This window comes from Candidatus Alkanophaga liquidiphilum, assembly GCF_053996935.1.
In genome coordinates this window covers 1-26,986 of sequence record NZ_JBMXYC010000054.1, presented here as the reverse complement: position 1 = coordinate 26,986, position 26,986 = coordinate 1, and the positions used below count along the sequence as shown (strand labels likewise).

The window sequence follows — 26,986 nt, the reverse complement described above, 5'->3', positions numbered from 1 at the left end:
CGCTTTTACCTTGGTCAGGCGGAGAATAAAAAGTTAAGCTACTAAACGACGGAAAACGAAAAGTTTAACGTAAGTTTGCCGTGAAGAACCTTAGAGATGAAGGAAAGGCAGCAAGGCGAGGAGCCTCCAAGAATCGGCGTTTTCATCTGCCACTGCGGCACGAATATTGCTGGCGTTTTGGACGTAAAAAGCCTACGTGAGTTCGCTGCGGGGCTTGAGGGCGTGGTCGTCGCCCGGGACTATCCTTACATGTGCTCGGACCCCGGGCAGGAGCTTATCAAGAAAAGCATAGATGAATTTGACCTAAACAGGGTCGTCGTCGCTTCGTGCTCGCCGCGGATGCACGAGCCGACGTTCCGCGGCGTTCTCGAGGAAAAAGGGCTCAATCCCTACTTCTTCGAAATGGCTAACATCCGCGAACACTGCTCCTGGGTGCATGAGGACGTGGAGAAGGCGACTGAGAAGGCTAAACGGCTGATAGCGGCGGCAGTTGCGAAAACGAGGTTGCTTGAGCCTTTGGAGCGCAAGCGTGTGCCTGTGATACCTTCTGTCCTTGTGATAGGCGGAGGAATTGCTGGCATACAAGCGGCGCTCGACATTGCGGACGCTGGTTTCAAGGTCTATCTGGTGGAGCGAGAGCCGAGCATCGGCGGGAAGATGGCGATGTTTGACAAAGTTTTCCCGACGTTAGACTGTGCCGCGTGCATCCTCACGCCGAGGATGGTGGACGTCGCCCGCCACCCGAACATCGAGCTTATTACTTATGCGGAGGTGGAGAGCGTAGAGGGGTATGTTGGTAATTTTAAGGTTAGGGTGAGGAAGAAGCCACGATATGTGGACGAGACGAAATGCACGGGTTGTGGGGAGTGTGCTAAAGTTTGCCCGGTGGAAGTGCCAGATGAATTCAACATGGGTTTTGGCACGAGAAAGGCTATATATGTGCCGTTTCCTCAAGCAGTTCCCCTTAAATATACGATAGAAAAGTTGGACAGTATATCCCCATGTAGGGCGAATTGTCCTGCAGGCTCAAATGTTCAAGGTTATGTGGCGTTGATATCAAAAGGGAAATTCAAAGAGGCTTTGGAGCTTATTATGGAGAAAAATCCGTTACCTTCGGTTTGTGGGCGTGTATGTCACCATCCGTGCGAATTTAATTGTAACAGGAAGGAAATAGACGAACCTATTGCTATAAGGGCTTTAGAAAGATTTGTTGCGGATTGGGTGAGGGAGAAGGGGGAGGAGAAAATAGAGCCTGTGAAGGCGACGAAAGATAAAAAGGTTGCAATTATAGGGGCAGGACCTGCAGGGCTCACTTGTGCGAGGAATCTTCTCATGAAAGGTTATTCTGTGACTGTTTTTGATGAAAATCCCTCCCCTGGAGGGATGATGGTCAATTGTATACCCGATTATCGAGTGCTAAGGGAAGTAGTGGAGTATGATGTAGATCGTATTATCCGGTTAGGGATAGAGTTCCGAAGGGGCGTAAAAATTGGTAGAGATAAAACGATAGAGGAGTTGAGGAAGGAATATGACGCTATTTTTATAGCTATCGGGGCACAGCGACCACGAGAATTGAGGATAGAAGGTGTAAATCTAAAAGGAGTTATCTATGGGATACCCTTTTTGAGGAGGGTTAAAGCACAGAGCGAAATAGAGGATTTCGGTGAGAAGATAATCGTCATCGGTGGGGGTAATGTCGCGATAGATTGTGCTAGATCTGCACTTAGGATTGGAGCTAAAGAAGTGAAGCTTGTTTGTCTTGAAACGAGGGATTTGACCTCAAAGGACAGAATGCCTGCACATGAGTGGGAGATAGAGGAGGCTGAGGAGGAGTGGTTGGTGATACACCCTTGTTTAGGACCGAAGAGGATAGTGGGTGAGAACGGAAGGGTTATCGGATTAGAGGCGGTAGAATGTGTTTCAGTTTATGATGATGCGGGCAGATTTGCGCCAAAATTTAATGAGGAGCGAAAAACATTTATCGAAGGAGATACGGTAATCATTGCTATCGGTCAGGCTGCGGATTTCACAGGGTTTGAAGATGTAGAAATTACGCCCTGGGGGACTATCAAGGTCGATCCGGTTACATTGGAGACAAACATACCTAGCATTTTCGCAGGAGGTGATGTCGTTAGAGGACCCGCGTCCGTCGTAGAAGCCGTAGCTGATGGGAATGAGGCGTCGATCTCGATAGATAGGTATCTAAGAGGTGAAGACCTCAAAAGGGGTAGGAAGGAAGAAAAGAAAATATCCCCATTACCGGAAAGGGAAATAGAGAAGAAGCCTCGACATAAGATACCGAAATTATCGGTTGAAGAGCGTGTAAAGAACTTTAAAGAGATAGAGTTATGTCTTTCTGAAGAGGAGGCGGTGGAGGAAGCGAAAAGATGCTTTAATTGCAGTGTTTGTAGCGAATGTAAGGAATGTGTGAGGGCGTGTGGGGAACGAAATGCGATAAATCATGAGATGAAGGAGGAGATAATAGAGCTGAATGTGGGTGCGATAATAGTGGCGACGGGTTATGATTTGTTTAATCCTAAGCTCAAGCCTGAATATGGATATGAAAAATACGATAACGTGATAACGGGTTTAGAGTTTGAAAGGTTATGTTCGGCAAGTGGTCCTACACGGGGTAAGATAGAGATAAATGGAAAGGAGCCGAAGAGGGTGGTATTTGTACAATGCGTCGGCTCGCGCGACAAGCAGGTCGGGAACGAATACTGCTCGCGGGTGTGCTGCATGTACACGGCGAAGCACGCCCACCTCATCAAAGAGAAAATCCCCGACGCCGAGGTCACCATCTGCTACATGGACGTCCGCGCCTTCGGGAAGGGCTATGAGGAGTTCTACGAGCGGGTGCAGCGTGAGGGCGTCATTTACCGCCGTGGGAACGCCGCCGAGGTTTACAAGAAGAGTCCGGACGAGGACACGCTCATCGTCAGGCTTGAGGACACGCTACTCGGCGTCGTCCGTGAAATCGAGGCGGACCTTGTAGTTTTGGCGGCAGGGCTCGTGCCAAGTCGTGGAGGCGAGAGGATAATGGAGTCTTTGAAGTTGCCCGCCGGCAGAAACCGCTTCCTCCTTGAGGCGCACCCGAAATTGAGACCTGTGGAGACCGTGGTGGATGGCGTGTTCCTTGCGGGCTGCTGCCACTCCCCTAAGGACATCTCGGATACGGTGGCGCAAGCGTCGGCGGCGGCGATGAAGGCTATGATGCTCCTCTCTAAAGGTTACGTAGAGACGGAGCCGACGATAGCGTTCGTGGACGAATTGCGATGTCGTGGCTGCGGCACGTGCGTCGAGAGCTGCGAGTTCGGTGCGGTGAAGCTTGTGGAGCGTAAAAGAGAGACGCCGGCTGGCGTGCTGCTGACGAAGGTTGCGAGCGTGGACGAGACGCTCTGTAAGGGTTGCGGCGCTTGTGCTGCGGCGTGTCCCGTCGGCGCGATGAACATGCGACACTTTAAAGACGAACAACTGATGGCGATGACCGAGGCTGCTGCCACGGCGGCGGGGGTGGAAGGATGAAGAATGATAATAATGCAACGCGTGAAAAGGAGCCTGAGATACTTGCATTTTGCTGCAACTGGTGCGCTTACATCGGCGCCGATCTCGCAGGCGTGTCCCGTCTGAAATACCCGGAGAACGTCAGAATTATAAGGGTAATGTGCACGGGACGTGTCTCTGAGGGCTTGATCATGCGAGCGTTCGAGAGTGGCTTCGAGGGGGTGCTCGTCGCCGGTTGCCACCTCGGCGAATGTCATTACATCAATGGGAACGAGAAAGCGATGCGCAGAGTCGAGAAGCTGCAGAAGCTTCTTGAGCTACTTGGGATTGGAGGTGGGCGACTGAGGTTTGAGGAGATTTCTGCGTCGGAAGGGGGGAAATTTGCGGAGGTTGTGAAGCGGTTCGTTAAGGATTTAGAGGAGATGCCGCCGGTCACCTGCGCCTTCTGCGGCGGGGCGGCGGAGACGGACGTAAAGGCGGAAATTGAGAAAATAGTTGGAGAGACGAAAGCGTTTTACTGCGTGGAGTGCGGGAAGTGCACCGCCTCGTGTCCAGTATCAAGGTTTTTGGAGGACTACTCGCCGAGGACTAACGTCGAGCGTGCAGTTTTCGGGCTGAGCGAGGAGACGCTCTCCGATACGAATATTTGGCAGTGTCTGACGTGTGGGCTTTGCGAGCAGCGATGCCCGGCAGGCGTGGATTACGTGCGGTTTATAAGAGAGATGCGACGGCTGGCGAGCGTCGCCGCTCAGAACAGGTGTTCATGTGCGCACGGCGGCGTCCTCCAAGGAATGATGCGGCTCATGGCTTACGAGAACATCACGCCAAGGAAGTTCGACGTTTTCGACGGGCTTAAAGTTTCGAGGCGTGGCGAACTGATGTATTTTATGGGGTGCTTGCCGTTCTTCGACGTGATTCTGGACGAGGCGTCGCCGGGCGGTGTAGAAATTGCAAGAAGCGTCGTTTATATTATGAACAGACTGGGGATAAGCCCCGTGATTCTGGAAAGCGAGCTTTGCTGCGGGCATGACCTGCTGTGGACTGGCGACGTCGAAGCTTTCCAGAGGCTTGCTGCGAGGAACGTCGCCGCCATAGAAAAAGCAGGCGTCAAGAAAGTAATTTTCTCGTGTGCGGAGTGCTACCGGACCTTCAAGAAGGATTATCCGGAGTTTTTGGGCGATTTGGATTTTGAGCTGATGCATATTTCTGAGTTTTTGAGCGAGGAGTTGGAAAAAAGAAGCATTGAGCTCTCGCTTGAGGGCGTTACGGCGGCAGGGGAAGCAGGACGAGAGGTTACGGAGCTGAGAGTCATATATCACGACCCATGTAGGCTGGGTAGGCATCTTGGCATCTACGACGCTCCGAGGAACGTGCTTTCTAGAATAAAGGGCGTGCGACTCGTGGAATTTGAGGATTCGAAGGAGAGCGCGCAATGCTGTGGAACGAGCGCATGGGCGAGCTGCGACTTCGTCTCTGAAGAACTTAGAATACATCGCCTCAGGGAGGCTCGTAGCAAAGCCTCGATTCTCGTGACGGCATGCCCGAAGTGCAAGACGCACTTCCGGTGCACGCAGAATCGTAAAGATTTGCCTTTGAAGCTGGAGGAAATAGATATAGAAGTCAAGGATTTTGCGGAGATCGTGGCAGCGGCGCTGCGCGGCAGCCTAAGTTAGCTCTAAGGTGTTTGCCATGTTCATCTACCAGCGACAAGTTTCTCCTAGACCCCTACGTGCCAGCAGAACATTACGAAAAACCGGAAAAGTGCTGCTGCTCATCGTAGCGATGCTGCCCGCTCTTGCAAGGCGTCCATTTCGATTTCGAGAGAGCTCCGAGCATTACTGACGTCAGGACTTGGGCTCATCGGCTTCAGAACGCTGATCCTCACCTCATTGCGTCCTCCGGTTTCGATCTAATAATCATGGGCTATTCTCAGGACGGCACCGACGAGAACAGATACACAAAGGACATCGAGGTGATAAAGAAGAGCGGCGGCATTCCGATCGCATACATCAGCATCGGCGAAGCAGAAGATTATCGGTTTTATCGTTCTGTTGCTTGCAAGACCCTTCCGAGCGGGAGGGCAAGGGGAGGCGGGTGGGTGGTTAAATTTAATACTTCAAGCTTTGCTAAGGAGTTTGGAGTTAGGTTTTTGGAGTTCAAACTTCCCAAAACAGTCGTTGGTAAAAAGATCAAGGGGGTGAGAATTCTACCAAGGTGTAAGGATTTGTGGTTTGAAATTGAGCACGTTTATGAAGTTGAGCCAGAAAAAGTGGATTTAGGCAACAAGTATTTATCGATTGACTTAGGCTTAGACAACTTTGCTACTTGCATTTCCACCAGCGGGACTCCCTTCATCATCGAAGGGAGGGGTTTGAAATCTTTTAATCGCTGGTGGAATAAGGAGAAGGTGCCGGGGATAACGGGAGAATAGATGATTATCGTATGAAGGCTCTGGTAAAGGGGTATATTCCTTTTACGTAGCTATATCTAATATGGGGCTTGACGAATTTAATGTCATTGAAGGGGTCAATCATAGCTTCCGTCCATAGTTGTAGGGGGTTCGAATGACTGAAGCTGCTGGAGTCACAGGGGCGGTCGCCGTCGTCGGCGGCGGGATTGCAGGAATTCAAGCGGCGCTCGACCTTGCGGAGCAGGGCTTCAAGGTTTACTTGCTGGAGGAAAAGCCTTCCATCGGCGGGCACATGGCGCAGTTAGACAAGACGTTCCCGACGCTCGACTGCTCGATTTGCATCGAAGCTCCGAAAATGGTGGAGGCAGCACGCCACCCTAACATTGAGATTTTAACCGGCTGCGAACCTCTCTCGCTGGAGGGCACCCCCGGAAACTTCAAGCTCAAAGTGCTGAAGCGGGCACGCCTCGTCGCCGAGGACAAATGCAGGGGCTGCGGGAGCTGCGCCGAAGCCTGTAGGATGCGCTCTAAGCTCTCTAACGAATTTGATGAGGGGCGAAGCAAGCGCTCTGCCATTTATCTTTACTTCGCACAAGCTGTGCCGATGATCGCCGCCGTGGACCCGGATGCATGTCTTTACGTGCGCAAAGGCATCTGTGGGAAGGTCACGAGGCGTTATTTAAAGAAGTTTTGGGAGATGCGGGGTGTGTCGCTCGATATTGATGAGCGGGAAGCGTTGCCAGCTTGCGAGGCGGCGTGCGAGGCGGAAGCTATTGATTTTTCGCAAAAAGACGAAATTTTGGAGCTGAACGTCGGCGCCGTAATTCTGGCGACCGGTTACGAGCTTTTCGACCCCTCGTCGCTTTCAGAATACGGCTACGGAAGGTATGCGAACGTCGTGACCGCCATGGAATTCGAGCGGATGATATGCGCCTCAGGACCGTTCGCAGGGCATCTTGTCAGACCTTCTGACGGGCGTGAGCCGAAAAGCGTCGCTTTTATTCAGTGCGTCGGCTCTCGTGACGTGAAACACGCAAGATACTGCTCAGCGGTCTGCTGCATGTTCGCGGTGAAGGAGGCAATCCTCCTGAAGGAACACTACCCCAACGCGGAGGTTTATATTTTCTACGTTGACCTACGGGCGTTTGGGAAGGGGTTTGAGGAGTTTGTGCGGCGTGCTGCCGCCAATTACGGGATAAATTTCGTGCGGGCACGCCCCGGTGAGCTTGAGGAGGACGCTGAGCGCAACATCGTTATCTGGTATGAGGACACGGCGAAAGGCGAGCTCCGACGCCTGAAAGTAGATTTGGCGGTGTTGTGCACGGCGTTGCTCCCCCACTCCGTCAAACTCAAGCTTGAGACCGATGAGGATGGCTTCGTGCGCACGCCTCCGCTTTCGCCTGTGGAGACGTCCACCGAGGGCGTCTACGTCTGCGGCTTCGCCTCAGGTCCGAAGGACATACCAGAAAGCGTCGCTCAAGCCTCTGCAGCAGCGGCGAAGGCGGCAGCACGGCTCAGCGCAGCAAGAGGCTCTCTTGTTACCGAAAAAGAGTTGCCGCCAGAAGTTGACATTTCAGGGAAGCCTCCAAGAATCGGCGTTTTCATCTGCCACTGCGGCACGAATATTGCTGGCGTTTTGGACGTGAAGGCGCTTGCGGAATATGTTAAAAAGCTGCCGGGCGTAGTCTTCACGAACGTAAGCGTTTATACATGCTCGCATGAGACGAACGAGCTAATTAAGAAGGCGATAGATGAGCACGATTTGAACAGGGTGGTCGTGGCGGCGTGCACGCCGAGGACGCACGAGCCACTTTTTCAGAACACTCTTACGGAAGCCGGTCTGAATCCCTACCTTTTCGAGTTCGTAAACATTCGAGAGCAGTGCTCGTGGACACATGCGAGGACGCCTGAAGAAGCTACTGAGAAGGCGAAAGACTTAATAAGGATGGGCGTGGCGAAGGCGAGGCTTTTAAAGCCACTGAGGCGTGGGAAGGTTCCGGTGACGCCTGTCGCTCTTGTTATCGGCGGGGGCGTCGCTGGGATGACGGCGGCGCTCGACATTGCAGAACAAGGCTTCAGAGTTTTCCTCGTGGAGAAAGAAGGTGAGCTTGGTGGTATGCTCCGCCGAATATCCGAGCTTCATGACGGCACGGAGCCTTCTGCGATCTTGGATGAGCTGGTGCAGAAGGTGGAAAGGCACGAGCGCATAGAAGTGCTTAAGAGTGCTGAGGTCGAGAGCGTGCAGGGCTTTGTTGGGAATTTCGAGGTCTGCGTGCGTGTCAGCTCGCAGCCGCGCCGTGATTTAAGAGTCGGCGTCATTGTGATCGCAACGGGCGCCGAGCTCCTCAAACCGCACGGCTACTACCGTTATGGCGAAGATGAGCAGGTAATGACGCAGCTTGAGTTTGAAAAAATCTTAGCTGACGCTAAGCAAGGCGGCGAGAACGATGCAGCGAGGCTCAAAGGCAAAACGGTCGTGATGATACAGTGCGTCGGTGCCCGCAACGACGAGCGTCCATACTGCGGACGGATTTGCTGCGTTGTCGCCGTGAAGAACGCTATTCGTGCGAGGCAGCTCGGCGCTAAAGTTTACGTGCTCTATGAGGACATGAGAACATACGGAAAGCTTGAGAACCTTTACTTGAGGGCGAAAGAGCTGGGCGTCGTCTTCATAAGATGCGAGGGTGAACCAACTTTTGATGGCGGCGCTCTAAAGGGTTATAACACGCTGTTCCGTCGAGACTTCGAGCTTAAGCCCGACTTCCTCGTGCTGAGCACGCCACTCGTGCCGTGTGAAACGAACGAGAGACTTTCTGAGATGCTAAGGGTGCCGCTGGACAGCAACGGCTTCTTCCTCGAGGCACACATGAAACTAAGGCCGGTGGACTTTGCGACTGACGGTATTTTCCTCTGTGGCACCGCCCACTCCCCAAAGCTAGTTGAAGAATGCATTTCACAGGCGTCGGCGGCGGCTGCTCGCGCTTGTATAATCCTGTCTAAGGAGGAGATCGAAACTGAGGGCATTGTCGCAAGGGTGGATGTTTCAAAATGTGTCGGCTGCGGGCTTTGCGTTGCGCAGTGCGCGTACGGTGCGATTTCGCTCGAGGGGGGAAAGGCGAAGCTCGTGGAGGCGCTCTGCAAGGGCTGCGGGACGTGCGTCGCCGCTTGCCCCACCGGCGCTCTCGAGCAAGGACGCTTTGAAAATGCGGAGATTGCGGCGCAGGTAAAAGGCTTGTTCGAATTACACGGAAGCTAACCGACACGTGGATGTGGTGAAATTGCACGCGTGGGGAGAGCGGAATAGACAGAAAGAGTATTATGAGGATTACTGGGAGAGGGGAGGAGTAATACAAGGTCCCCAGTTAGAGGATAAGAGAGCATTTATAAAGGAGCATGTGGGTAGGGGTAAGAAGGTATTGGACGTGGGCTGTGGGGATGGTTATGTTTCTTCCATCTTGGTTGGCGACAATGAAGTATTCGGATTGGATATAGCAGAGTCAGCGATAGAGGAGGCGAGGAGAAGAGGCATCAAAGCCGTCGTTTCAAATTTAGAAAGTATACCCTTTCCAGATAAGAGTTTTGACGTGATCCTGGCGCTTGATATATTAGAGCATCTTTTTGACCCAATTCGTGTATTAAGAGAGGCAGGGCGGGTGTTGAAAGATGATGGTATTTTATTAGTTTCAGTTCCAAATGCCGCTAACATTTATAGCAGGATAATATTCCTTCTCACGGGAGAGTTGATGGATGCGGCAGAAATAAGCGAGAGAAGGACGCCAGAATTCTTGTTTTCCGAACACATTAGGTTCTTCTCTGCGAATAAGATAAGAAAGGTATTACAATTGACAGGGTTTAAAACAACAACATTCCGCCCCTATCTCCAACCTTACTTTGTCAACCCGACATATACGAGGTTTAATTGGCTGCTAAGGGTTGTCCATCTGCTAAAACTCCCAAAAGTATTTCCTTCTCTGTTTTCGACATGGTTTTTGTTATGTGCAAAGAAATACTCGTAATGAATTTTGGAGCCGACGTGCGAGACCCTTAAAATAGAAAATGTTCCAAGCATATCTTAGGGGGTTTTATGGGGGAAGTAAGTGTTATAGAGGAAGAGGAGGTAAGGTTTGAGAAGCCGGTAGTGGTGGAGGGTTTGCCGGACGTCGGATTGGTCGGCACGATTGCCGTTTCATACCTCGTGGATAAGCTTGAATTCAGAGAAATAGGCTACGTGGAGTCCGAACTTTTCCCGCCGCTGATGGTGATCCACGACGGCGAGCTGAAGAGCCCTGTCAGGATATACGGGAGCGATGAGGGCGTTCTTGCAATTCTATCCGAAGTTGCAATCCCACCCGCCGCCGTTTATCCTCTGACGAGGGCACTGACCGACTGGTTCAAAGAGAGGGACGTTGGGTTCGTTGTTTCAATCACGGGGCTGCCGGCGCCGAACCGGCTTGAGATCGAGGAGCCAGAGGTCGTTGGCGTCGGGAACTGCGAGGATGCGGTCACGAGGCTGAAGGAGAAAGGCGTAGAGCTGATGCTTGAGGGCTTCATTGTCGGAACTTACGCCGTGCTTCTCAAGGAATGTCAGAAGCGAGGCGTGCCCGCGGTCTCGCTGCTTGCGCAGTGCTTTCCTGTCTATCCAGACCCCGGAGCGGCAGCAGCTGCCCTCCGCACGCTGGAGAGGATGACAGGGCTTGAAATAGAGCTGGGAGAGCTTCTGGAGAGGGCGGAAGAGATAAAGCTGAAGGCGAGGGATCTGATGCGGCAGACGAGCACGTCGCTTGCGGAAATGCAAAAGAACATGGAGCAAGACCTTCCAATCATGTATAGATAAATTTAAGTCATGTCTAAGCCATAAAAATACTATTAGGAGAGGGAGCATGCTTAAGAAGGATATATGGGCGATGTGGAGGCATGATGGCTGCCTGGAACCGCTTTATGAGATGGAAAATCGGGAGAACGAAATCGTGGTGACCATAGACCTGCCCTATGTGCGCAAGGACGATATAAAAGTCTATGTTACCGAGAACATGCTTGAGGTCTCTGCGGAGATGCGGAGTGCAGTTTCTTGGGAACGCTGGGGCTCCATCCAACGAAGAATAACCTTCAGCCGCTTCAAGAAGCAAATCCATCTCCCAGAAAAGGTAAATCCCGACGAGGTGTCTGCTACCTTCAAAAACGGGGTCCTCAGAATCACTCTCCCTAAAGTGCGGCGGCATGTCCCTATAAAAGTGGAGTAATCCTAACCGCTGGCTGTTCCCAACCATCCATAGCCACGTTAGCTTGCGCCCACGAACTTCGGTCTTTTTGAGAGTCGCTGTGGCAGCGGCAAGACTCGGAACGGGAAGCCCTCCGTTTCCCTTTTCATTCGTTCTTTTAGCTCTTCAGCTGTTATTCCTATACGTTTCTGTTCCTTCATGCTCGATTCTTCACGAACTGTTACCGTGAGGATGTTGTTTTCAAGTTCCTTGTCGCCGACGACCGCCACGTATGGAACCCACTCCCGTCCGGCGTCCCGTATCTTCCTCGAAACGGTTTCGTCCCTATCGTCCAAGTCCGCACGGACGCCCTCAAAGCCCTTTAAAATGTTCTCAGCGAAGCCGACGTGCCTATCCGCCACGGGTATGATACGGAGCTGTGTCGGTGAGAGCCAGAGCGGAAGCGTTGGTAACCGACCTTCGTTCTCCATCTTCATATACGCCTTTTCAAGGAGAGCGTAAACGCAACGCTCCAGTGCACCGCTTGGTGAGCAGTGCAGGATTATCGGGAATTTCTTCTCGCCGTTAGCATCCACGTATGTAATGTTGTAGCGTTTGGCGTTCTCCACGTCTATCTGCACGGTGCTCAGCGCCGAAGCCTTGCTCAAGGCGTCCACGAAGTTGAATTCGAACTTCAGCACGAAGTAGAAGAAGCGGCGCTCCCAGATTTCCACCAGGACGGGCTTGTTCACCATCGAGACGAGACTCTCGATGAGGTCTTTATGCGCATCATAAAAGTCCTTAGTGAAGCGGATCGCAACCTCGTAATCGCTCGTGTTGAAGCCTATGCCTCGGAGAACATTCATACAGAGACGGAACTGCGAGCGGAACTCTTCAACCGCCTGCTCCATGTCTTTGCAGAGCGTGTGCATGTCCGGCATCGTGAAGTTGCGGAGGCGGCGGAGCCCAACCAGCTCACCACGCTTCTCCAGCCTGAAGCTCGATGCTATCTCAAACATCCGCAGAGGAAGATGCCTGTATGAGATTTCCATATCCTTGCCCATCATAAACTGCCCGAAGCACGCCGCAAACCTCAAAAACAAGCTATGGTTCTCCTCTGGGAGCTTGCTGACGGAGTATTGTCGTGCTGGAAACCTATCGAGGTAACTCCGCAGCGTCGGATGGTCCATGGAATACATGAGCGGCGTTTCTACCCGCATCGCTCCGCATTCTTCGAGCGCTTGCGAGACATAGCTCTTTATGAGCTCTTTTATGAGCGTGCCCCTCGGGTAGAACCGCAGGTTTCCGGGGTCTGACGAAGGTTCGTAGTCGGCGATTTCGAGACGCCGCATCAACTCGACATGCGGCGGCATCCTGTCAACGACACGGCTGCGTGCCGCCTCGTATTCGTAAAACTTGCGTAGGTTTTCAAGCCCTAAGAAGTCGAAGCTCTGCGGCTCGTGGAGCGTGCCATCACAGTCCATAATATAAAAACGAGACTCACCACGCTCCTCCGCTCTCAGAGCGGCGGATTCATGCCGCCCCCTGATTCTTCTTGAAAGTTCCGAGAGTGGATGCCCTTTGCAGCGGAGTGTGAACGCTTTATACCAGCCGAACGGCGCCCTGTGCACTTCAAATTCATAGTTTTTGAGACGCTCCTCCAACGCTTTTAGAAGGTTAACGCTGAGTTCCGGCGCCGCCAGATTCGAGCTCAAGTGAGCATAAGGATATATCAAAATGTTTTTTGCGTGCACGGTGCGTGCGACACCGAGGGTCTCTTGAGCTGCTTGTTCAACGACGGCGTCATCGTCGCCGCTCTCCACAGCAACGAGCACCGCAAGAACCTCCTCGACACGCCTTCGCTTCCTCTCATCCTCGATGTCCTCAGCGACCTTCGTCCGCTCCTTAGCTTCGTATTCCATGAAGTCTGCGTGTATCAGGAGTAGCTGCATACCCTCACACCTCCCCGCAAGGAAGCTCTTTAGAGCTGGGAGGAATTGCGGTATACATGATGCGCTGGTTGAACAGCCTTATGCAATCCTCTGGTTTTGCATTTTGCGTAAAGCGTTTGTTGTCCACGTCGAAAGTGTGTAGGGAGATTGTTCTTCTGTGCTCAAGATAACCGCCTACTCTTGCCAGTTTGCCTCTCCACAACACTACATCCCCCTTCTTGAAACTTAAGCTCATGCTTCCACCTTCTCTCCTCCTTCTTCCTCCCTTCTCAAACTGGAATTTATGGAGTTGCCTTCTCGGATATTGATACCGTTTCCAGACGAAGAAGGACGGCACTTTTAATTTTTTCAGCCCTATTTCGTTTGCCGAAATAACCAACGCATCTATGGCATGTGAATTTATAGAGCGCTCTCTTTTATCTCTTGCTTTTTTGGCGTTATATTCTTTTCTGAGCCTCGCTGTTTCTATGCCTTCTACGAGTTTCGGCTCTCCAAACCAAGCTCGTAGCGTGTTATACACTTTGGTCTTCCCTATTTCAACAGTGGAGAAGTGTCTGCCCCCCCTCTTGCGATAGTGGTCAAACCTGACATCCTCCCCCACCGCCTTGTTAATCGGATACAGCTTCTTTAGCTCTTCTACAATTTTCAGCCTGAAATCCACCTTTGCCTTCTGCGAAGGCGCAATCCACCCCTCTCTGCGCTTGCGATTGCTAAACCGGCATGGGCGCCTTCTGCACTTCCTGTATCTGCGGAATCTTCTCTGCCGCCTTCTTTGTTCCATCTTTCTAGCTATCCCCTTTGGAAGCTCAAGCATTCCCGTCTGCAAGACCTCCTTTGCGGATACAACCGCTACACCATCGAACTTTGAACCCGGATCCAAACCCAGCACTACATCCTGCGCTTCATCCCCCGCGGCCACGGTGAGCTGAACATAGAATATTCCCAGTTTTGACCACTTTGGTATCGCTTTTCCTTGCTTAATCCACCTCCTCGCCCTTGATGCCTTCGTCGGCATCCTCGGCTTCCCTTCCTTCCCTACTACAGGAACTCTTGGGTTTTGCACGGTATAACCCTCCTCTCGATGAGGAGTTTAGCGCCCCTCGGGGTTGCCCCGGCGGCTTAGTTGTCCGACGGCAACACCGAGCCTGCCAAGCCCAGCAGTGCCCGGGACTGGGGCGTTTGACGCATCCCGGGGTGCTTGTAGCCCCCGGGGCGGCTGCTCCTTCCGGAGCCCCCTAGTCAGCTCTTCGTTGCCCTAGCATTCGGGCAAGCTCCACCCCTTTTAGGTGGAGCAGCTGACCTCAAAGCCAGTCGAAATAATACTTCCTGACGAATTCAAAATTGTTTATCACATTTCTCTTGCCTTCAACCACGCTCATGTGTCCCGGCAGGAGATATTCGGTGTCGAACGTGGAGAGCTTGTTTATAGAGGCTTTGAGTTCTTCGCCGCTACCGCCGGGGAGGTCGGTGCGTCCGACACTCCTGTCGAAGATGACGTCGCCGCTCACCAGGATTTTGAGTTCGGGGGAGTAAAAGCAGATGCTGTCTGGGGAGTGCCCTGGCGTCTTTATGATATCGAGCGTCACGCTGCCCAAGCTCAGCCGCTCGCCGAGGTGGAAATCTTCGGAGAATTTAGGCGTTTTGATGCCGAAAAAGCTCGAAACTTCGCCCGCCAGCGGCAGGTATTGCTTCTGTATGGGGTGGATGGCTATCTTCGCCCCCGAGAGTTCTTTGAAAACGCTCGCCGCCCCGTAATGATCGATGTGCAAGTGCGTTATCGTGATTACGTCGACGTCCCGCGGCTCAAAGCCGTCGCCCCGCATGTCCTTCACAAGACGCTTCACGTATTTATGTAACCCCGGGTCTATAAGAACAGTCAGCTCGTCATCTATAAGATACGTGTTTGCATCGAGCAGTCCTCGCTCCGGGAACCAATAGACGTTCTTCGTGACCCTCATCTCATTCACCACAACAGATGTTGTCTTTTTTTATTTACTCCTCGGTTTGAGTTGGAAGCCCCTGCCATGGCCCGCAACTCACGCTTCGGATTAAGTTAAAGTCAAGCTCGCTCCTTGAAATAATTTCGTAAGACGGAAGACCATGAAGACAAAAAAATGGCATGAAGGCTGGAGGCGTGAACATATGAGTGCGATGGAGGAGTGGCTCGAAAAAGAGCGGGGCAAACCCCTGACGGAACATGAGAAAAAGGTCGTAGAAAGACTAAAAGAGGGCGCCAAGCTCTCCCTTTATTGCCAAATGGGCGGTGGGCAGTGCATGGCAAGATTCGGGCAAGAAGTTGCGCACTATGCGGCAGCGCTCGGCGTGAAGCCAGCGGACCTATTTAGGAAGTTGCTTGACGAGGCTTCAGAAGCTTTGAGCGAGGGGGACTTTGATTTTTGAGCGTGTAGGCGTGCCGAGCGTAGGTGGTGGGAGAATGGAGGAGATAGAAAAGTGCACGAGGTGCGAGCTTTGCGTGGACGTGTGCCCCATTTACGAGGCCACGGGTAAGGAGGCGTTCTCACCGCTCGCTCGCATAAATGCTGCGAAACGCATATTTGAGGGAGGAAGTGCCCCGCCGGAGATGGTAGAAGCCATTTACAATTGTCCGGAATGCGGGCGGTGCGAAGTGGCGTGCCCGAGTGTCGTAAATGTCACGAGTATCGTGGAAACTGCACGGGCGGAGCTTGTGAGGCGGGGCGTTGCCCCTTTGGAGGGGCACAAACGCATAGTGAGTTGGATTCTGGAGCTTGGGAACTCAGTCGGCGGCGACCCTGAAAAGAGGTTGGAATGGCTCTCGGAGGAGTTTGAGGAAGGGGAAAGCAGCACATTACTCTACTTTGGTTGTCTCCCTTCATACTTGGTAAAGGAGAGCGCAAAATCCACATATCTTGCCCTAAAGCGTGCAGGTGTGGACTTCATGATATTCCGGAATGAGGGCTGTTGCGGCGTTTACCTTTACGATGCGGGTCTACGAGACTTGGCAGAGAAGGTGTTCAGGCAGAACGCCGAACGCTTCGGGAAATTGGGTATAGAAAGGATAATCACGCCATGTGCAGGATGTTACCGCTGTTTTAAGAGATATTATCCAAAGGTCCTTGGCGAAAAATTTGAGGTCGAAGTGCATCATGTGGTCGAAGTTTTGGACGAGTTGATGAGAAAGGGGCGGATGAAGCTGGAGAAAAAGGAGATGGAAGTGACATATCACGACCCTTGCCGCTTGGGCAGGAAAGAAGGTTTGTATGAGGCGCCTCGGAGGATATTAGAAAGGTGCGGGGTGAAAATAAGAGAGATGAGCGAGAGCAGGGAGAATGGTATGTGCTGCGGCGCCGGCGCCGGAATAAGGTCGCTTTACAAAGAGCTCTCGATGGAAGTGGCGGCGAAGGTGCTGCGGGCGGCGCCGTCGGAAACCCTCGTCACTTCCTGCCCCTTCTGCGTTTTTAACTTTAAATACGCCGCAAGGAAAGGGGGAATAAAGAAGGATACAAAATACATAACAGAATTGCTCTGACCGGGAAGCAAGCCTGTAGAACCAAGGAGCTGATGGGGCTGATGATTTTTATTCAACCTGAAGAACTTTGGCACGCCTTGGGAGGTTCAGATGGTGCAGTGAGAATAGTAAGCTCTACGGGCACACCGTAGAAATCCAGCTCAAGCTCGACGGCGATATGATCAGGGACTGTAAATTCCCGACCGACGGTTCACCCCGTAGTCGTATGTGAGAGCGTAATCACAGAACTGGTCAAAGGGAAGATTGCTTAACAATCTTAGGAGAGCCGCCTAAGGAGCACATCTGCTGCCTTCTTTTCGCCTTTTTACTTTTAAGAAACTTGGAATGCTGTAAAGCCTCGTATTGAGGAGCCTGACAACAGCAATGAAAAAGCTCTTATTATTTATAAAGCTTGAAACGAATTAAACGTTGAAATGGAATCAGGAACAGGATTCGAGCCGAAAGTTGTAGGCTTCACGTGCAACTGGTGCACGTATGCGGGCGCCGACCTCGCAGGAACTTCCAGAACGAAATACCCACCGAACATCCGCATTGTCAGGGTGATGTGCTCAGGACGCATAGACCCGATATTCGTGATAAAGGCGTTGGTGAACGGCGCAGATGCAGTTTTCATCGGCGGCTGCCACCCCGGCGACTGTCATTACATCCAGGGCAACTACTTCGCACGACGCCGGATCAACGCTTTAAAGAAAATTTTGGAGAACTTCGGACTTGACAGGAGGTTGCGAATGGAGTGGATTTCTGCCTCCGAGGGCGCAAAGTTCGCAGAAGTCATGAAGGAACTGGTTGAGCGCGCAAAAACCCTCGGACCGAACCCGCTGAGGGAGGAGCTGCTATGAAAGTTGCAGAGCTCGGCTTTGAGGAGCTGCTGAAGACGCTTCTCCCGACGCTCGACGGCATAGTTGTGCCGCAGAAGTTGAATGGCGGCGTCTTTTACACGCTCGTGACGAGCGAAGAGAAGCTGAAAAATGCGACTCTTGAACCTTATTTCGGTGTAAACTGCGCAAACATCCTCAAGGGCTTTTTGAGCGGCGAGAAGCGAAGGGTTGCCGCCGTCGTGCGTCCGTGCGAGGCGAGAGCCGTCATCGAGCTTGTGAAGCTGAACCAGATTAGCAGGGACGCAGTCGTTTTAATCTGCGTGGACTGCGAGGGCACTTATGACACGTTGGAGCTTGCGGCAAAGGGCGGCTTTGAGAATCAAAGAGTGGCATGCAAGATTTGCGAGAGACGACTTGCGGAGTTTGGCGACATCGCTTACGTCAGGCTCGGCGTTGAGAAGCCGTTTTTTGTGACGCTGACACCGAAAGGCGAGGAAGTGCTTTCAGCTGCCGGTGTGCCGTTGAAAGAGCGGGGAGTTTCGAGGGCGCCGCAGTCGCTTAAGGAAGTGCAGAAAGCAAAAGAAGAGATAAAGAGGCAGTTAGCGGAGGTTAACAGCGTCGAGAAGCTTCTTGACGTGCTGAGGGAGTGTATTCTCTGTAAGAACTGCCGGGATGTGTGCCCGATATGCTACTGCAAGGAGTGCTTTTTCGAGAAGCCAGTAGGGGCGCCGATGGGCGATGCTCTTTTGAATATTGCGGAGTTGCGGGGCGGCATCAGGCTGCCAGCGAACCTCTTGCTCTTCCATCTCGTCAGGATGTATCACGTGAGCGTGAGCTGTGTGGGCTGTGGCGCTTGCGAGAGCGCTTGTCCTAAAGATTTGCCGCTGACCATGCTCTTTCCTGTAGGGACTGAAAGCGTGCGTGAGCTTTTCGATTATGTGCCCGGAAGGGACGAAACGGAGCCAATACCCCTACTCACATACGAAGAGGACGAGCTTGAGCCGAGATAGGCTAACAAGGAGGCATAGCGAATGACGATGCGTGTGGACCCTGAATTTAGGGACAAGGTAGTTGGCGAGTTGGGGGCGGAGCGGTTGCTGCGCTGCGTCCAGTGCTCGACGTGCACCGTTAGTTGTCCAATTTCTGAGTTCGTGGACTGGAACCCGAGGCTCGTGGTGGAGAAGTGCCTTCTTGGCTTGAGGGACGTGCTGGACGAGGAGGGGCTGTGGCTCTGCACTTCGTGCCAGAACTGCTACGAGCGTTGCCCGCAGGACGTCCGCTTTTCGGAAATCGTGCTGGCGTTGCGGCGACTCGCCGCCGAGGAAGCAAAAGCAGGTCGCTTAAAACTCGAAAGCACAAAGCCGGCATTTGACGAGTGCTTTCTTGAAATGGTTGCCAAATATGGCAGGCAATACGAAGCTGGACTTCTTAGGACGTTTGCCAAGCGTTCGGGGCTTGGTTTCAAGCTGTTCCTTTCTTACAAGGGGATAGGCATGCGCCTCTTCAAAAAAGGCAAGGTGGCGCTACGTCCTGACAAAATAAAGCGTGTCAAAGAGATCAGGGAGGTCTTCAAGAGGTTCAGCGGTTCGCCGTCCTCCAGCGTGGAAACAGGAGGTGAACACAAATGAAGAAGTTCTCTTATTATCCGGGGTGCACGTCGCACACCTCTTCGAAGGAATACGACATGTCGGTGCGTGCAGTATTTTCGGTGTTGGGCGTCGAACTTGTCGAAATTGAGGACTGGAACTGCTGTGGCGCCCTAGAGGTTGAAAGCCCGCTACTCGCATACGCTCTGAACGCAAGGAACTTAGTGCTTGCGGAGAAGACTGGACTTGACCTTGTGGTGCCATGCAGCGCTTGTTTCTACAATTTGAGAAGAACGGATTATGCGTTGAGGGACGAGGAGCTGCGCCGCCGAATAGGAACGAGCTACGCTCGCAGGATAAAAGTGCGGCACGTTCTCGACGTGCTTGCGAACGACTTCCTTGAGGAAATTAAGACGAGGTCGAAAAAGAAGCTGGACGTGCGTGTTGTGCCCTACTACGGCTGTCTGACAGTCCGCCCTTCAGATTTCGGCTTTGACGACCCTGATTATCCAGAAAGCATGGACAGGCTGCTTTCAGCGCTCGGCGCCGACGTTCCTGAGTTTTCGTTGAAGGCAAGGTGCTGTGGCGGTCCGATTTTGATGACCGCTGAAGAAATCCCGCTGAAAATGACGGCACAGATATTAGAGGAGGCAAAAAAGGCGGGCGCCGACGCAATTTCGGTGGCGTGCCCGCTTTGCCATTTGATGCTCGATGCAAAGCAGCCGGATATCGAAGCAGCGCTCGGAAAGGAATTCAAAATGCCGGTCCTCTATTTCACGCAGCTCGTCGGTCTCACCTTAGGCATAAAGCCGAAGAAACTTGGACTACACAAAAACATCATCTCGACGAGAGAGATTATTAGAAAGGTGCTGAGATGAGTGCGGAGTTGAAGACGCAAGTTGTGGTGGTGGGCGGAGGCGTTGCAGGACTTTCTGCCTCTCTTGCGCTCGCAAACTCCGGCATAAAAGTCTGCATCATCGAAAAGGGCAAGCTTGGTGGGCATGTGGCGAGGCTTGCGGAATGCCTTACTGGGCTGAACCCGTTGTTAATGGAGGCGAGGCTTCATGAAAACATTGAAATTGTCGAGAAAGCAGAGCTGAAGGGCGTTGAAGGAGCGGAGGGAAATTTCAGGCTCAAGCTTCAGACGAGCGGCGGTGAGGAGCGTGAAGTTGTGGCAGAGCGTATTCTCCTGACGACGGGCTACGAGACCGCGACGCCGGAGCGTCGCTACCGCCCTGAGCTTAAAAACGTGCTCACGTCGCTCGAATTTGAAGATTTGATAAGCGGCTGCGGCGAGCTTGAAATTAACGGGCGGCGTCCGAGGAGAATAGGCTTTGTGCAGTGCGTAGGCTCAAGGTGCAAGGACTTCGAGCTTTGTTCGGCGGCTTGCTGCGCCTACACCGCTAAGGAGGTTTGGGTCGTAAAAAGCCGTTACCCCGACGCTGAAGTCTTCGTCTTCTACATGGACGTCCGCACTTTCGGCAGGGACGACAAACTCGTAGAGCGGCTGAAGAACGCCGGCGTTAAATACATCAGGACGAGAGTGGCGGAGGTGCTGGAACATGACGGTAAGCTCGTCGTCCGCTACGAAGAAGGAAGAAAGACCAAGGAGCTGGAGCTTGACATGCTCGTGCTCGCTGTCGGGCTTCGTTCTACTGGAATTGCGGGGCGTTTCGGCGTCGAGACCAACGAGTTCGGCTTCGTCAAAGCGGATGCGCGTGGAAGAACCTCAGTTTCGGGAATCTTTGCAGGCGGCGCCGCAATCATGCCGCTGAAGGTTGAGGAGAGCGTCATAACCGCACTTGCGGCTGCGGCAGAAGCTGCTAAAGGGCTGGAACGTGGGAAAGAAGGATTTGAAACATTAGAAAAAGGCAGGGGGCTGGGCGTCGTCGTTTGCGATTGCGGCGGCGAAATTCCGTTTGCAGCGAGTATCGTTGAATTCACAAGGAGATTCGGCGACGTGAGGATGGCGTCAAGCTGCGAGGGGGCGGTGAAGGCTGTTAAAGAGCTCGCTGCAGAGCGTCGTAGCATATTGTTCGTCGGCTGCAGCCCAAGGTTCTGCGAGCGTCTCTTAAAACGTGTCTGCGCCCGTTCAGGGCTCGATCCATCGTTTCTTGAAATTGTGAACGTTAGGGAGGGTTGCGCATGGGTCGGCGGCGACGAGAAAATGGCGAGGGAGCTTGTCAGGCTCGGTATCGAGCGACTCGGCTTTGCAGAGGCGAAAAGCGTAAAAGTGTCCGTTGTGAAAAAAGCTTTAGTGGTCGGCGGTGGACCTGCGGGGCTCTCTGCGGCTGCAACGCTTTCTGAACTCGGCTTCGATGTATGCCTTGTTGAAAAGGAGGAAATAGGCGGGATGCTCAACAGGCTTCGGAGTGTCGGCGATAGAGCGGCGGCTGAGGTGCTGAGCGACCTGAAGAGGCGGATAGAAGGTGTGGAGGTGCGGAAGGGCGAGGTTTTAGCGCTTGAGGGCACCGTCGGGAACTTCGTGGCACATCTCAGCGATGGCTCCGCAGTAGAAGCTGGCGTCGTCATCGTCGCTACCGGCGTGAGCGAGCTGCCGCAAGCATGGAAAGCGGAGAGCGTGATGACGCTGCTCGACTTCGAGTGTTATGACGACTTAGAGGGGAGGACTGTCGCCATGCTTTTATGCGCTGAGCGTGAAAAAGTCGGCTACTGCTCGAAGCTTTGCTGTCTTTCTGCCTTAAAGAATGCATTGCGTGCGAGGAACGCCGGCGCCGAAGTCTTCGTCTTCTACGAGGACATTAAGGCTTACGGGCACTGGGAACTGCTTTACAACGAAGCGAGAGAGAAAGGCGTCGTTTTCATCAAGAGTGGGGACGTGAAGTTCGAAGACGGCGTGCTTACAGCGTTTAACGAGTTCCTCGGCGACTACATCGAGCTGCGACCGGACGTGTTGGTGCTTTGTCTGCCGCTCGTGCCCAACGCCGTTGGCTTTAAGCTGCCTACGGAAGATGGCTTCGTTGTTGATTCTGTCGAAAATCCGAGCTTACGACTAAAGCCGCTTGTCACGCTTGTTGACGGCGTTTTCGTCTGCGGCTCTGCCGCAAAGCCAAAGACTGTTGAGGAGTGCGTAGTCTCCGGGGCGGCAGCGGCGTTGCGAGCGCTCGAAATCCTTTCGAAGGATGCGCTTGTGGTGCAGCGTGTCGTTTCCGTCGTGGACGAGCGTGCCTGCAGTGGCTGCGGCGTCTGCGAGTCTGTCTGCCCGAATGCTGCCATCTCGCTGGAGGAGCGGAAAGTGGGCGTGTCAACATACGGGACGGTTTTAGAAACTGTTGTAAGGGTGTCGCATGTTGACGAGACGCTATGTAAGGGCTGTGGCGCATGCGTCGCGGCGTGTCCTTCCGGGGCTGTGGCGGCGGCTCTTAAAGACGAAACGCTCCTTCGGTCTCTTGACATCCTACTTTCTTAATTTTTACTTCATCACGGAGCACCGGTGAGAACATGGCAACGAAAGTAATTGTGGATATGCCGATATGCGGATACAAGGCAGTGATCAGAGCTGAGAAGAGCGGAAGCTCTGTGAAGGTAGAAATCAAGAGCGATTGCGAACACGTGAAGCGGTTCAACGAAGCCTTAGGGGAGGTGGGAATAAAGGACGTGATGCATTTCTCTAGAAATAAAATCATGGAAGTTGCGGGCGATTATCTTACGCCATCGTGCCTCGTTCCGTGCGGCGTCATGAACGCGGCAAGGCTTGAGCTCGGACTTATCTCAAGGAGCCATGCTTTGAAGAGCAGGGAACTTAAAATCGTGTTTGAGGAGTAGTAGCAAGCGGCTTGGCTGATGTGGCGTTAAAAGCTGAAGAAAAATGCATACTGCGTGGTCGTCGGCAGCTTCTTGCGAAGTTCTCTAACTTCAGGCCTGTAGATTATCATCTCGTCGCTTTGCTTTACGTTTTTTCCAATAATCTTGCCGACAACCTCGCATTCGAGCTTGCCATGTATTCTTGCGGCACCCCGCCCGTAGTTCGGCGCAAACTCTATGTATATCGGCAGGAAAAGTCGCTCGTGCAGCTCCTCAGGCAAAATGCTCGCAAGCAGCCGCAATTCCTCCTTTTTGAACCTGTGGGGGGAGCCATCCCGTCCGTAAACTCTCGGAGCTCCTTCTCGTAAAAGCGTGGCGAGCGACTTCCTCCGCTCTGGCAGGTGCTTGTTCAGGGAGCGAACGAGCTTCACCAGTGTTCTCTCGTCCATGAATATCACTTAAGCTTAAACCCTTTTCCGATGATGTAGATTTCGGCGCTGTGCTTTCTTGATGCTTGCGGCGAGTATGCCTTTGTGAATGCGAAGTTGCGGCGGACTTCTTCGTAAAAATCTCGGTAAGCCTCACCCTGAAACATTTTCGTGACGAAGTTTCCGCCGCTCCTTAAAAGCTTCGTGGCTATTTTTAACGCAGCTTCGCAAAGCTCGTAAGACCGAAAATGGTCGTAGCTCCAGATGCCTGAGATGTTCGGCGACGCGTCTGAAAGCACAACGTCAACGTGCTCGCACGAGAATTTCCTCAAAACTTCCTTAATTTTCTCAAAGGCATCCTCGCTCGTGATGTCGTAGCGTAGCGTCTCGACGCCCTCTATCTTTGCGATAGGCTGCAAGTCCACGCCGATGACCACGCCGCCTGAAATTTCTTTTGCGACCTGCAGCCAGCCCCCCGGCGCAGCGCCGAGGTCAACTACAGCGTATCCCTTCTTTATTACATTAAACTTGGAGTTTATTTGCAGAAGCTTGAACGCCGCCCGTGAGCGGTAGCCCTGTTCCTTTGCCATCCTGTAAAATGCGTCCTTCCTCCTTTCTGCTGCCCTTCTTGCTTTTCCCATTTCTTCAAGCTTGGCTGCGTTGCTATTCTTCCTTAGATGCGAACAACTCGATGCGTTTCCAGTCCTCTTCGACACCATGTAACGCAGAAACGGCGCCCGCAAGCATTCTGCCCAGCATTTCCTGCACGAATTTGTTCAGAGTTACGTCCTTACCGTCAACGACGAGCTTTACTTGCATGTTTTTTAATACGATGGAGGGGAAGAAAAGGTTTGGGTTAGCTCATCCATCTACGTCGCTACCAAGTCCGCGGCATCGCTTGCTCTCAACTGCTCCACAAAGACAATGCAGCTTGTCACTTCCTTTCCAGACATTTCAGCTATCTTCACTTTTCACTTTGCTGTCTTGAGAGAAATTTGCTAACCTTTACCCACACGTCTTTGAGCGAGTCAACGGCGACGCCCCAAATAACGACTGCCACAAATCCTCGCTGAACTCCGACCGTGATGCGAAACGAAGGTAAAATGCTTTATGCCCGAGGACAAACAGGGAAACATGAAGCGGCTGTGGGCGCCCTGGCGCATAACTTACATACTCACGGCGGATAAATCTGAGGGCTGTTTCCTATGTGAGAAGCCCCGTGAGCGAAAAGACGAGGAAAACCTCATCCTCCTGAGGGGCGAGCACAATTTCCTCATCCTCAACTCTTTTCCTTACAACCCCGGACACCTCTTAATCGCTCCTTACAGACATATCGGCGACGTCGGACAGCTCACGCTCGAAGAGGCTACCGAACACTTCCTCTTCTTACAACGTGTGCTGAAAGCCATGAAGCAAGCGTTTAACCCCGACGGCTTCAATATCGGCTTGAACTTAGGGAGGGCGGCAGGCGCCGGCGTCGAAGACCACATTCACACGCACGTCGTCCCCCGCTGGAACGGCGACACGAACTTCATGCCCGTGCTCGCAGACGTCAAAGTTATCCCGGAAGCGCTGGCGGACACCTACAAGAAGCTGAAAAGGGCGCTGGGGGAGCTGCAGGAGTGAGAGTAGAACGGAGGCGCGAAGGCTACTGAGTATTGGCGGGAATTTTCTTAGCCGAATTTAAAAGCCGAAAGTTTGAGGGCCGGAACTTTTTGGTATTTATGAAGCAAGCTTCGCCATTTATCATCTAAAATTGCTATAACGGCTCGCGGGTATGCGAAGTTCTAGTAGCGAGAGGCTTAGGTGGGCGGTAACAACTGCATACCCGCTGTCAAGTGACCCGAGGAGCAAGGTGCGAAGCACCGCAGAGTGCCCAAGCCCGCTCATTTTAAACTTTTATCACCAATCTTTATTCTCTCTTGCTATGTATTTGCTTAATAATTCCGGCTATTAAATTTATTCTCGGAACTCTTTTCATATAATCGCTGTATGCGTCGCCAAACTTTTCTATGTTTCTCTTTTCTTCTTCTATCATGGCAAGACACAGTAGAACAATTAAGATTGCGCCAACAATCAAGCCGATCCAGTGTTGTGAAATAATAACCAAAGCAAAAATTATCAATATATGACCAAGGAATTCAGGATGGCGAACAAAAGCATACACTCCACTTTCAACAAGAGATCCTCTACCAATACCCTCTTTATGCCCTTCCTTTCGTGATTTGCTTGACCACAACAGAAAAATAATTCCCGATGCCAAGATTATCCATCCTGCATATACCAATTTCGCTAAATTAGCAGAATTATAAAGAAAAATGGTAGATATTATCAATACTCCATATAAACCAATATATGCTATGTGACCAATTAAGTGACCTATACCTTTCTTATGCATAATCCTGGGTATTAATCTTGCGGGCTTGGGCATTTCACTTAACAGCTGGCGGACATACGAAGTTGCCATCGATTCATTAGCTGCCTCATTGCCACTCATAGACATAGATCTTAGCTGTTTGTCCTACAACACTCCTTGTTGACATAGGAACGCCCGGTGGCGTTGGTCCCTGACCAGCAGCAACACCAACATAAATTCTATCGTCGGTGACTTCCAATGATGATTTTAAGCTCTCTCCTCTACTAGCGGCTTTCCTAACAATATCGGAAAGAACCAAATTGAAATTTTGGTCGTAAGCCTTCAAGCGTAATACATAAGACCATTTTGAGCCTTCCTTATGCCCCTGCTTGTAGGTTATAAAGAAATAGCCATTGTAAACTTGAAATCCTGTAACAAAAGTTTCCACATCATCAGGTGTTTCCACATCATCGGGTTCTTGAGAAATGAATTTAGATTCTACAATCTGCCAATCCTGATTAAGCTTTACCAGGAGCAAATCGGAAGGGGTAATCATATCAAGGTCATAATCTCCGCTTTCTGTTGTAGTTGGCACTACCATGTAATAGTAGCCATTATAATAAATAGCGCTGGCTTGTCTCGGGCTACCGCCAGCCACACTCGATAGATCGAGGTCAAATTCAGCAAGCTTGGTTTGCAAATCGCTGGTAAATTCTCTGACCCTGTAAATCATGGGTTCTTCTTTAGAAAATGATTCCTGCTTTATTCTGGTTATGACAAAAACAGAATTAGAGCCTATTAAAGGTATTGGGTCATCGACTAGTTCATCTCCTGGCTGAGCTTTGAGCCATATAGGTCCTGTTGCAATCGGTTCTGGGGTATAAGCCACCTTTTCAAAATTGTCATCTAAGGTGTATTTTGCTCCAAAGAGATAACTACTGTCCATAAAAGTTGTCTGATAAAACACATAAAGATAATTACCGTCTGAGGCAATTCTAACATCTATCGGACTACCATATTTTGAAGAGTATGAAACTAAATCCTTTGAAGCAATTTCTTGTGTTAAATCCCTATTGAGTATCTTTAGGCTATGGGTTTTAGCATTTGGATTTTGAGTGCTTATATTAGCCAAGTAAACCACAAAAACTCGATCATCAGTGGCCACAACTTCAGGTCTGGCACCAGCGCCTATGTCAACTGTTTTTAGAAGACTTATCGAGATACTTGATTCGTCAGATGGGGATAACGAATTTTGTCTTGTGAAACCAAAAAAGATGGCAACAGATAGCATGGAGAGAATCAAACATATTCCTAATAATGTTTTTGATATTTTACTCATCGCTTTTTCCTTCTAAAGGCAATTTCGCACAATGTTCTGGGGATATGTGAAGTTTGCGATAGCAAATTTGGGCGTAGCCGAAAGCGGAGCCACATATCCACTCGTTGTCTGAGTGCGGTAGC

Annotated in this window: 23 protein-coding genes and 1 pseudogene; 16 read left to right on the top strand and 8 right to left on the bottom strand. The window is 51.8% G+C overall.

The genetic code is table 11. The annotated features are described in order from the left end of the window. The first annotated feature begins 96 nt into the window (after positions 1–96). The 7 genes and pseudogenes from ACXJJA_RS07315 to ACXJJA_RS07285 all read left to right on the top strand — a co-directional run bounded on the left by ACXJJA_RS07315 (position 97) and on the right by ACXJJA_RS07285 (position 11,154). A complete protein-coding gene (locus ACXJJA_RS07315; RefSeq protein ID WP_456487556.1) occupies positions 97–3,525 on the top strand; it encodes an FAD-dependent oxidoreductase in 3,429 nt (1,142 codons plus the stop codon). Continuing rightward, entirely contained in the window at positions 3,522–5,177 is a 1,656-nt protein-coding gene (locus tag ACXJJA_RS07310) for a hydrogenase iron-sulfur subunit (protein ID WP_456487555.1), read from the top strand. The genes ACXJJA_RS07315 and ACXJJA_RS07310 overlap by 4 nt, the downstream gene beginning before the upstream one ends. Positions 5,178–5,626: 449 nt before the next feature. Then, positions 5,627–5,911, top strand: a pseudogene (locus ACXJJA_RS07305) (transposase); the annotation flags it as partial. A 157-nt stretch (positions 5,912–6,068) separates the two neighbouring features. After that, complete coding sequence (locus tag ACXJJA_RS07300; RefSeq protein ID WP_456487554.1) at positions 6,069–9,170, top strand: FAD-dependent oxidoreductase; 3,102 nt, start codon at positions 6,069–6,071, stop codon at positions 9,168–9,170. A gap of 16 nt (positions 9,171–9,186) precedes the next feature. After that, a complete protein-coding gene (locus tag ACXJJA_RS07295; protein WP_456487553.1) occupies positions 9,187–9,930 on the top strand; it encodes a class I SAM-dependent methyltransferase in 744 nt (247 codons plus the stop codon). A 68-nt stretch (positions 9,931–9,998) separates the two neighbouring features. After that, positions 9,999–10,748, top strand: a complete 750-nt coding sequence (locus tag ACXJJA_RS07290; protein WP_456487552.1) for a proteasome assembly chaperone family protein — start codon at positions 9,999–10,001, stop codon at positions 10,746–10,748. A 46-nt stretch (positions 10,749–10,794) separates the two neighbouring features. Further along, on the top strand, positions 10,795–11,154 hold the full coding sequence (locus tag ACXJJA_RS07285; RefSeq protein WP_456487551.1) for an Hsp20/alpha crystallin family protein: 360 nt from the start codon (positions 10,795–10,797) through the stop codon (positions 11,152–11,154). A 38-nt stretch (positions 11,155–11,192) separates the two neighbouring features. Here ACXJJA_RS07285 and ACXJJA_RS07280 read toward each other — a convergent pair whose 3' ends face one another. The 3 genes from ACXJJA_RS07280 to ACXJJA_RS07270 form a co-directional block, all read right to left on the bottom strand. After that, the gene (locus ACXJJA_RS07280) at positions 11,193–13,064 is read right to left on the bottom strand and encodes a threonine--tRNA ligase (RefSeq protein WP_456487550.1); all 1,872 of its coding nucleotides are present in this window, start codon (positions 13,062–13,064) and stop codon (positions 11,193–11,195) included. Between the two features lie 4 nt (positions 13,065–13,068). Then, positions 13,069–14,127: an RRXRR domain-containing protein gene (locus ACXJJA_RS07275; RefSeq protein ID WP_456487549.1), complete on the bottom strand. Its 1,059-nt coding sequence runs from the start codon at positions 14,125–14,127 to the stop codon at positions 13,069–13,071. Positions 14,128–14,365: 238 nt separating this feature from the next. Then, positions 14,366–15,022 (bottom strand): MBL fold metallo-hydrolase, encoded by a 657-nt coding sequence (locus ACXJJA_RS07270; RefSeq protein WP_456487574.1) that lies wholly within the window; start codon positions 15,020–15,022, stop codon positions 14,366–14,368. 184 nt (positions 15,023–15,206) lie between these two features. Here ACXJJA_RS07270 and ACXJJA_RS07265 point away from each other — a divergent pair, with 184 nt between their 5' ends. From ACXJJA_RS07265 to ACXJJA_RS07230, 8 genes are all read left to right on the top strand, one after another. After that, positions 15,207–15,464, top strand: a complete 258-nt coding sequence (locus ACXJJA_RS07265; RefSeq protein ID WP_456487548.1) for a hypothetical protein — start codon at positions 15,207–15,209, stop codon at positions 15,462–15,464. 34 nt (positions 15,465–15,498) lie between these two features. Continuing rightward, entirely contained in the window at positions 15,499–16,572 is a 1,074-nt protein-coding gene (locus ACXJJA_RS07260; RefSeq protein WP_456487547.1) for a (Fe-S)-binding protein, read from the top strand. Positions 16,573–16,985: 413 nt separating this feature from the next. Continuing rightward, positions 16,986–17,411, top strand: a complete 426-nt coding sequence (locus ACXJJA_RS07255) for a hydrogenase iron-sulfur subunit (RefSeq protein ID WP_456487546.1) — start codon at positions 16,986–16,988, stop codon at positions 17,409–17,411. Then, on the top strand, positions 17,408–18,400 hold the full coding sequence (locus tag ACXJJA_RS07250; protein ID WP_456487545.1) for a 4Fe-4S dicluster domain-containing protein: 993 nt from the start codon (positions 17,408–17,410) through the stop codon (positions 18,398–18,400). Before ACXJJA_RS07255 ends, ACXJJA_RS07250 begins: the two co-directional genes overlap by 4 nt. 21 nt (positions 18,401–18,421) lie before the next feature. Beyond that, positions 18,422–19,018, top strand: coding sequence for a 4Fe-4S dicluster domain-containing protein (locus tag ACXJJA_RS07245; protein WP_456487544.1), 597 nt, complete (start codon positions 18,422–18,424; stop codon positions 19,016–19,018). Next, the gene (locus tag ACXJJA_RS07240; protein ID WP_456487543.1) at positions 19,015–19,854 is read left to right on the top strand and encodes a CoB--CoM heterodisulfide reductase iron-sulfur subunit B family protein; all 840 of its coding nucleotides are present in this window, start codon (positions 19,015–19,017) and stop codon (positions 19,852–19,854) included. The genes ACXJJA_RS07245 and ACXJJA_RS07240 overlap by 4 nt, the downstream gene beginning before the upstream one ends. Beyond that, complete coding sequence (locus ACXJJA_RS07235) at positions 19,851–22,406, top strand: FAD-dependent oxidoreductase (RefSeq protein ID WP_456487542.1); 2,556 nt, start codon at positions 19,851–19,853, stop codon at positions 22,404–22,406. Before ACXJJA_RS07240 ends, ACXJJA_RS07235 begins: the two co-directional genes overlap by 4 nt. 32 nt (positions 22,407–22,438) lie before the next feature. Continuing rightward, the gene (locus tag ACXJJA_RS07230; protein WP_456487541.1) at positions 22,439–22,762 is read left to right on the top strand and encodes a DUF6951 family protein; all 324 of its coding nucleotides are present in this window, start codon (positions 22,439–22,441) and stop codon (positions 22,760–22,762) included. A gap of 26 nt (positions 22,763–22,788) precedes the next feature. On the opposite strand, the gene ACXJJA_RS07225 is transcribed toward ACXJJA_RS07230, so the two are convergent. From ACXJJA_RS07225 to ACXJJA_RS07215, 3 genes are read right to left on the bottom strand one after another with little or no spacing between them, the layout of a single operon-like run. Continuing rightward, complete coding sequence (locus ACXJJA_RS07225; RefSeq protein WP_456487540.1) at positions 22,789–23,190, bottom strand: DUF61 family protein; 402 nt, start codon at positions 23,188–23,190, stop codon at positions 22,789–22,791. Between the two features lie 5 nt (positions 23,191–23,195). Beyond that, on the bottom strand, positions 23,196–23,810 hold the full coding sequence (locus ACXJJA_RS07220; RefSeq protein WP_456487539.1) for an RlmE family RNA methyltransferase: 615 nt from the start codon (positions 23,808–23,810) through the stop codon (positions 23,196–23,198). A 22-nt stretch (positions 23,811–23,832) separates the two neighbouring features. Further along, on the bottom strand, positions 23,833–23,988 hold the full coding sequence (locus ACXJJA_RS07215; RefSeq protein ID WP_456487538.1) for a hypothetical protein: 156 nt from the start codon (positions 23,986–23,988) through the stop codon (positions 23,833–23,835). Between the two features lie 315 nt (positions 23,989–24,303). On the opposite strand from ACXJJA_RS07215, the gene ACXJJA_RS07210 reads away from it, so the two are divergent. After that, a complete protein-coding gene (locus ACXJJA_RS07210) occupies positions 24,304–24,795 on the top strand; it encodes an HIT family protein (protein WP_456487537.1) in 492 nt (163 codons plus the stop codon). Positions 24,796–25,081: 286 nt separating this feature from the next. Here the strand turns inward: ACXJJA_RS07210 and ACXJJA_RS07205 are convergent, their stop codons facing one another. Further along, positions 25,082–25,666 (bottom strand): methyltransferase family protein, encoded by a 585-nt coding sequence (locus ACXJJA_RS07205; RefSeq protein ID WP_456487536.1) that lies wholly within the window; start codon positions 25,664–25,666, stop codon positions 25,082–25,084. Further along, on the bottom strand, positions 25,653–26,864 hold the full coding sequence (locus ACXJJA_RS07200; protein WP_456487535.1) for a hypothetical protein: 1,212 nt from the start codon (positions 26,862–26,864) through the stop codon (positions 25,653–25,655). Before ACXJJA_RS07200 ends, ACXJJA_RS07205 begins: the two co-directional genes overlap by 14 nt. Between the last annotated feature and the right edge of the window lie 122 nt (positions 26,865–26,986).

Bases quoted from the DNA above. Each gene is read 5' to 3' on its own strand.
- ACXJJA_RS07205 (WP_456487536.1), bottom strand. From the start codon at position 25,666: ATGAGTGGCAATGAGGCAGCTAATGAATCGATGGCAACTTCGTATGTC.
- ACXJJA_RS07280 (WP_456487550.1), bottom strand. From the start codon at position 13,064: ATGCAGCTACTCCTGATACACGCAGACTTCATGGAATACGAAGCTAAG.
- ACXJJA_RS07245 (WP_456487544.1), top strand. From the start codon at position 18,422: ATGACGATGCGTGTGGACCCTGAATTTAGGGACAAGGTAGTTGGCGAG.
- ACXJJA_RS07235 (WP_456487542.1), top strand. From the start codon at position 19,851: ATGAGTGCGGAGTTGAAGACGCAAGTTGTGGTGGTGGGCGGAGGCGTT.
- ACXJJA_RS07240 (WP_456487543.1), top strand. From the start codon at position 19,015: ATGAAGAAGTTCTCTTATTATCCGGGGTGCACGTCGCACACCTCTTCG.
- ACXJJA_RS07250 (WP_456487545.1), top strand. From the start codon at position 17,408: ATGAAAGTTGCAGAGCTCGGCTTTGAGGAGCTGCTGAAGACGCTTCTC.
- ACXJJA_RS07220 (WP_456487539.1), bottom strand. From the start codon at position 23,810: ATGGGAAAAGCAAGAAGGGCAGCAGAAAGGAGGAAGGACGCATTTTAC.
- ACXJJA_RS07230 (WP_456487541.1), top strand. From the start codon at position 22,439: ATGGCAACGAAAGTAATTGTGGATATGCCGATATGCGGATACAAGGCA.
- ACXJJA_RS07200 (WP_456487535.1), bottom strand. From the start codon at position 26,864: ATGAGTAAAATATCAAAAACATTATTAGGAATATGTTTGATTCTCTCC.
- ACXJJA_RS07210 (WP_456487537.1), top strand. From the start codon at position 24,304: ATGAAGCGGCTGTGGGCGCCCTGGCGCATAACTTACATACTCACGGCG.
- ACXJJA_RS07265 (WP_456487548.1), top strand. From the start codon at position 15,207: ATGAGTGCGATGGAGGAGTGGCTCGAAAAAGAGCGGGGCAAACCCCTG.
- ACXJJA_RS07285 (WP_456487551.1), top strand. From the start codon at position 10,795: ATGCTTAAGAAGGATATATGGGCGATGTGGAGGCATGATGGCTGCCTG.
- ACXJJA_RS07270 (WP_456487574.1), bottom strand. From the start codon at position 15,022: ATGAGGGTCACGAAGAACGTCTATTGGTTCCCGGAGCGAGGACTGCTC.
- ACXJJA_RS07255 (WP_456487546.1), top strand. From the start codon at position 16,986: ATGGAATCAGGAACAGGATTCGAGCCGAAAGTTGTAGGCTTCACGTGC.
- ACXJJA_RS07215 (WP_456487538.1), bottom strand. From the start codon at position 23,988: ATGCAAGTAAAGCTCGTCGTTGACGGTAAGGACGTAACTCTGAACAAA.
- ACXJJA_RS07225 (WP_456487540.1), bottom strand. From the start codon at position 23,190: ATGGACGAGAGAACACTGGTGAAGCTCGTTCGCTCCCTGAACAAGCAC.
- ACXJJA_RS07290 (WP_456487552.1), top strand. From the start codon at position 9,999: ATGGGGGAAGTAAGTGTTATAGAGGAAGAGGAGGTAAGGTTTGAGAAG.
- ACXJJA_RS07310 (WP_456487555.1), top strand. From the start codon at position 3,522: ATGAAGAATGATAATAATGCAACGCGTGAAAAGGAGCCTGAGATACTT.
- ACXJJA_RS07260 (WP_456487547.1), top strand. From the start codon at position 15,499: ATGGAGGAGATAGAAAAGTGCACGAGGTGCGAGCTTTGCGTGGACGTG.
- ACXJJA_RS07300 (WP_456487554.1), top strand. From the start codon at position 6,069: ATGACTGAAGCTGCTGGAGTCACAGGGGCGGTCGCCGTCGTCGGCGGC.
- ACXJJA_RS07315 (WP_456487556.1), top strand. From the start codon at position 97: ATGAAGGAAAGGCAGCAAGGCGAGGAGCCTCCAAGAATCGGCGTTTTC.